The sequence below is a fragment of the Candidatus Latescibacter sp. genome (genome assembly GCA_030692375.1).
In the GTDB taxonomy this organism is placed as follows: Bacteria; Latescibacterota; Latescibacteria; order Latescibacterales; family Latescibacteraceae; genus JAUYCD01.
This window is the reverse complement of the sequence record JAUYCD010000014.1, coordinates 1-4652: the sequence shown is the minus strand read 5'-3', so window position 1 is coordinate 4652 and position 4652 is coordinate 1. Positions and strand designations below refer to the sequence as shown.

General features: G+C 46.4%; 4 protein-coding genes. All 4 read right to left on the bottom strand.

Annotated features, from left to right (window positions below):
* Positions 1-169 precede the first annotated feature (169 nt).
* The 4 genes from gcvH to Q8O92_00785 all read right to left on the bottom strand — a co-directional run bounded on the left by gcvH (position 170) and on the right by Q8O92_00785 (position 4270).
* Positions 170-577: a glycine cleavage system protein GcvH gene (gene gcvH / locus Q8O92_00800; GenBank protein MDP2981853.1), complete on the bottom strand. Its 408-nt coding sequence runs from the start codon at positions 575-577 to the stop codon at positions 170-172.
* 45 nt (positions 578-622) lie between these two features.
* Positions 623-1186 (bottom strand): elongation factor P, encoded by a 564-nt coding sequence (efp, locus tag Q8O92_00795; protein MDP2981852.1) that lies wholly within the window; start codon positions 1184-1186, stop codon positions 623-625.
* A 412-nt stretch (positions 1187-1598) separates the two neighbouring features.
* Positions 1599-2975, bottom strand: coding sequence for a sugar porter family MFS transporter (locus Q8O92_00790; GenBank protein ID MDP2981851.1), 1377 nt, complete (start codon positions 2973-2975; stop codon positions 1599-1601).
* A 236-nt stretch (positions 2976-3211) separates the two neighbouring features.
* Positions 3212-4270 (bottom strand): aldose epimerase family protein, encoded by a 1059-nt coding sequence (locus tag Q8O92_00785; GenBank protein ID MDP2981850.1) that lies wholly within the window; start codon positions 4268-4270, stop codon positions 3212-3214.
* Between the last annotated feature and the right edge of the window lie 382 nt (positions 4271-4652).

Sequence of the window (4652 nt, the reverse complement as noted above, 5' to 3'; positions counted from 1 at the left end):
AACCCGTATCGTCGGAGAATTACTCCTTGATAGCATCTATCTCGTTGAAATACTTACCATTCCTTTCGATAGATTCAAGACAATTACTCAAAAACAGCAACAGTTGTCTTTACCTCTCAAATTTTAACCGGACAGTTATGTGTTAAATACGAAAAAACAAGTATTGTTTTCAGGTCTCTTCTCCGGTTACATACACCAAGTAGTCCTGGGGAGTGAGCAGGCTTTCAACTTCATCGACATCATGCATCCTTACCTTGATCATCCACCCGTCACCGTAGGGGTCCATATTAACCTGACGAGGGTCTGATTCCAACGTGTCGTTGACCTCGATGATCTCCCCGGAAACAGGTGAAATAAGTTCCGCTACCGTTTTCATCGCCTCAATCGTTCCGAACGGAGAGCCTTGCACTACCTCGGTGCCGATATCCGGAAGATCGATGTACACAATCTCTGCAAGCTCCAGTTGCCCGAAATCGGTAATGCCGATGATTCCTTCGTTGTTTTCAACCAATATCCATGTATGGTCGTTGGTATAAAACAGATCTCGAGGAACTTTAAAAATACTTTCCATGGACATAGAGGGAACCCTTTTGATATAGGTATAGTTCATTGTAAAAAAAAGTTATTTTTTCACACGCTCGATGTATTCCCCGGTACGGGTATCGATTTTTATTACATCTCCGACTTCAATAAACAGCGGAACGTCCACTTTTGCGCCGGTAGAAACAATTGCAGGCTTGTTTACATTCGACGCGGTATTTCCCTTGAATCCCGGTTCGGTCCGGGTAATTTCAAGCTCGACAAACGTGGGAACCTCCACCTGAATCGGTGTTTCTCCGTGAAAAAGAATGTTGCAGGTCATGTTTTCGGAAAGAAAGCCTTTCGAATCCCCAAGAAGATTCGCATCAATATGTATCTGATCGTAGGTTTCGGTATCCATGAACACTAAGGCTTCCCCATCATGGTACAGAAATTCAAAAGGCCTGCGTTCCAGTCTGGCCTCTTCGAACCGTTCACCGGAACGGTAGGTTCTTTCATAAACGGTCTTAGTCCTGATATTTCGGAGCTTGGTACGGACGAAAGCCCCTCCCTTGCCCGGTTTGACATGCTGGAATTCAATTATGGTAAATAAATCGCCATTTTCTATAAAAGTAAATCCGTTTCTGAAATCGGCAGTAGAAGCCATGCAACTCCTCCTAAAATATTATGTACCTATATTCTATTTATGCTAAATAAATGCAGATGTATAAAAGTAGTAAAGTAATTTTATTTGTCAAGGTGAAAGAGAAAAAAAATAAAAATATTTTTATTTTTCGATTCTTGAAACCAGTAATCAGGGGAAGAATAGTTGAAATCTTCGATTTTTCTACACGGTCCTTTTCCCGTCCACCCAAGGAAAAGAAGAATGACTTTTCCAGACAATTAATATGAAAAATTTTGAATATCAACAAAAAAATGCAATCAACTTTTACAATCTTTTCCGTGTTTTTTTCACGCAATTTTAACGATTTTTAGAAGCCGCACAAGACATGCTAAAATTCTTTAGCCTCGCCCAGGTGTACATGACGCGCCGAAGTCGCTTCTGACAGGCGCAGCCTTCATGTACGCATCAGCATCTTCTCAATCTCCTCGAGCGATTTTCCCTTTGTCTCGAACACGATGAGCCATGCAAACAGGAATGCAAGGACACATACTCCGGCAAATATAAAGAATGTAACGTGCCCGAACGTATCCATCATCCGGGGGAAGGTCAGCGCCACGAGAAAATCGGCCAGATAGAGGGCGATCATGGAAATTGCCATCGCTACTCCCCGAATCCGGTTCGGGAAAATCTCCGAGACGATGACCCAGGCGATCGGCCCCAGGCTCATCGCATAAAAGCCGACGAAAGCGAGGACGGGAATCAGTATCAGAGATGCGCTGATGGAGTCGGATTGGAAAAAAAGACCTATTGTTCCCATCGACAGGAACATTCCGGCCAATCCCGCCATGAGGAGCGGCTTTCTTCCTAATTTGTCGATGGTGATAATTGCTAAGATGGTGAAAATGAAATTAATGATACCTACCATAATCACGGCAAAAAGAGCGGCAGATGCATTTTCGAAGCCGGTTTTCATAAAAATGATCGGGGCATAGTAAATGACCGAGTTAATGCCGACGCTCTGTGCAAAAATGGATATGAGAATCCCGATGATGAGCGCTTTCCGGAGACCAGGCCTGAACAGCTCCCAAACCGAGCCCTTTTCATTTTCCACTGCCGCCTGTATTTCATGCATTTCTGTTTCCGCGTGTCTGGCGCCTCCGATACGGGTAAGAATGGCGAGGGCTTTTTCAATCCTGCCCTGTTTGGCCAGCCAGCGGGGGCTTTCCGGTATAAAAAAGAGGCCGATGAGAAATATCGCCGCCGGGAAGATGCCGCACGCGAACATCCACCTCCAGTTGTGCGGACCGATATCCACCAGGAGCCAGTTGGTGATATAAGTAGCAAGGATGCCGATCACGATTCCGAACTGTGTCAGCGTTACAAGCAGGCCCCGTTTCCCGGCCGGAGATACTTCGGCGATATACAGTGCGGAGATCATGGAGGCGCCGACTGCAACCCCTCCGATCAGCCTGCCGATGACCAGCTCGGTAAACGTCCGTGGAATGGCGGTCATCACACCGGAAATCACAAACAGTATCGCGGTGAGAATCAACGCTTTTTTTCTTCCGAACCGGTCGCTAAATATACCGGCAAGAAGCGCTCCGACAATGCAGCCGAGATCGAGATTGCCCACTGCAAATCCAACCTGATAGGGGCTCAATTTGAAATAATCGGTTATAAACGGCACCACCCCGGAAATGACTCCCAGCACGAATCCGTACATGAGGCCGCCCATTGCTGCAATAATGCATATAGCATAAAGATAAACAGTGCCGCCGCGGTCAGTTCGATCTCTCAGCATTCCCGGTGTTTCATGCGCGGTATCAGCCATGCCTGCTCCTTTTTTTCTTTTTGGGCTTTTGCCACTTTGCCAATAGTGTTAAGTCAATGCAATAAAGTTAGATTCATAATTCCCTCCTTAACAAGGAGGGACGCCAAAGGCAGGGGGGATTTCTTCTTCCCGGCGAATAAAGATCCCCCCGCCGCTTGAGCGGCGACCCCCTTTTAAAGGGGGTAAAAAGAAACTTCAGTACCAGACATTATCTGATTGACTTAACAATAGTATCTTCATTCTGCTTCAAAACGGTAAACCGTTGTCTGAGAATATTCCTCGCCGGGGCGCAGTACAGTCGAGGGGAAATGAGGCTTATGGACAGAATCCGGAAAATGCTGGGTTTCAAGGCAGAAACCGTCTCGTTTATTATAGATTTTTCTTTTTTTACCGGTGATAGAGCCGTCGAGAAAATTCCCGGAATAGAATTGAATGCCCGGCTCGGTTGTGAACACCTCCAGAGTACGGCCGCTTTCCGGCTCTACCACCTGCGCCGCCGGGGAGAGAGAACCGTCGGAATTGTCCAGCACCCAGTTGTGATCATATCCCTGGCCGTAACGAAGCTGTTCATCATTCTGGTTGATTCGCGCGACGATGGGAGTACGCCGGGTGAAATCAAGGGGAGTGCCCTCGACGCTTCTTATTTCGCCTGTGGTGATAAGGGTCTGATCGATGGGAGTGAATGCTCCCGCCCGTATCAAAAGCTCATGGTTCAGAATATTTCCTCTCTCTGCCCCAGCCAGGTTGAAATACGAGTGATGGGTCAGATTCACCACCGTGGCGCTGTCGGTGACCGCGGAATATTCGATCCTCAACTCGTTATCCGTTGTAAGGATATATCGAACTTTCACCGAGAGATTTCCCGGATATCCTTCCTCGCCATCCGGACTCAGATAAGTCAAAGCGATTCCAACACCATCCGAAGGGAAGATATCTTCCGCTTTCCATACAACCTTGTCAAACCCTTTCATTCCGCCGTGAAGATGATTTTCGCCGTTATTTTTAGCCAGGATGTATTCTTTCCCCTCAAGGGTAAACCTTCCCCCGGCGATACGGTTGGCATAGCGCCCCACAATGCATCCGAAATAAGGATTATTTCTTATATACTCTCCGAGGGTTTCATAACCGAGAACGATATCGCTCTTTTCCCCCCGACTATCCAGCGCCAGGAGAGAAACCACAATGCCGCCGTAATTGGTGATTTTCGCGGTGACTCCTTGAAAATTTTCAAGGGTGAAGAGGTCGACCGGAATTCCGTCCGGTGTTATTCCGAATGGTTTTTTAACTATTTTCATTGTTTTTTTCCTCACGGAAACATAAACATTTCATGTGAGATCTCGTCATAGACAAGGACTTTAAAAAAATTCATCGACAAACAGAGTTTCATATCCGGTTAGATGCCGAAACAAGTTCGGCATGACGTGTCACCCTGAACTCGTTTCAGGATCTGACGAATCTTAATAGCGACTTTTTCTCAAGCTTTTTGATAGATGATCCGGCAAAAAGTAATTTTTACATTATTTTCTGGCGTTTTTTTACCTCACCCCTTGTTCCCCTCTCCTAGTCAGGAGAGGGGATAACTCCTTGCTGGCTATTTTGTTACCCTCTCCTAATTAGGAGAGGGTGGCCAAAAGCCGGGTGAGGTTTTCGACAGAGTTGGAAGCATTGTTACACTAT

Coding starts and splice junctions, on each gene's coding strand:
- Q8O92_00785 (MDP2981850.1), bottom strand. CDS start 4,270: ATGAAAATAGTTAAAAAACCATTCGGAATAACACCGGACGGAATTCCG.
- Q8O92_00790 (MDP2981851.1), bottom strand. CDS start 2,975: ATGGCTGATACCGCGCATGAAACACCGGGAATGCTGAGAGATCGAACT.
- efp (MDP2981852.1), bottom strand. CDS start 1,186: ATGGCTTCTACTGCCGATTTCAGAAACGGATTTACTTTTATAGAAAAT.
- gcvH (MDP2981853.1), bottom strand. CDS start 577: ATGTCCATGGAAAGTATTTTTAAAGTTCCTCGAGATCTGTTTTATACC.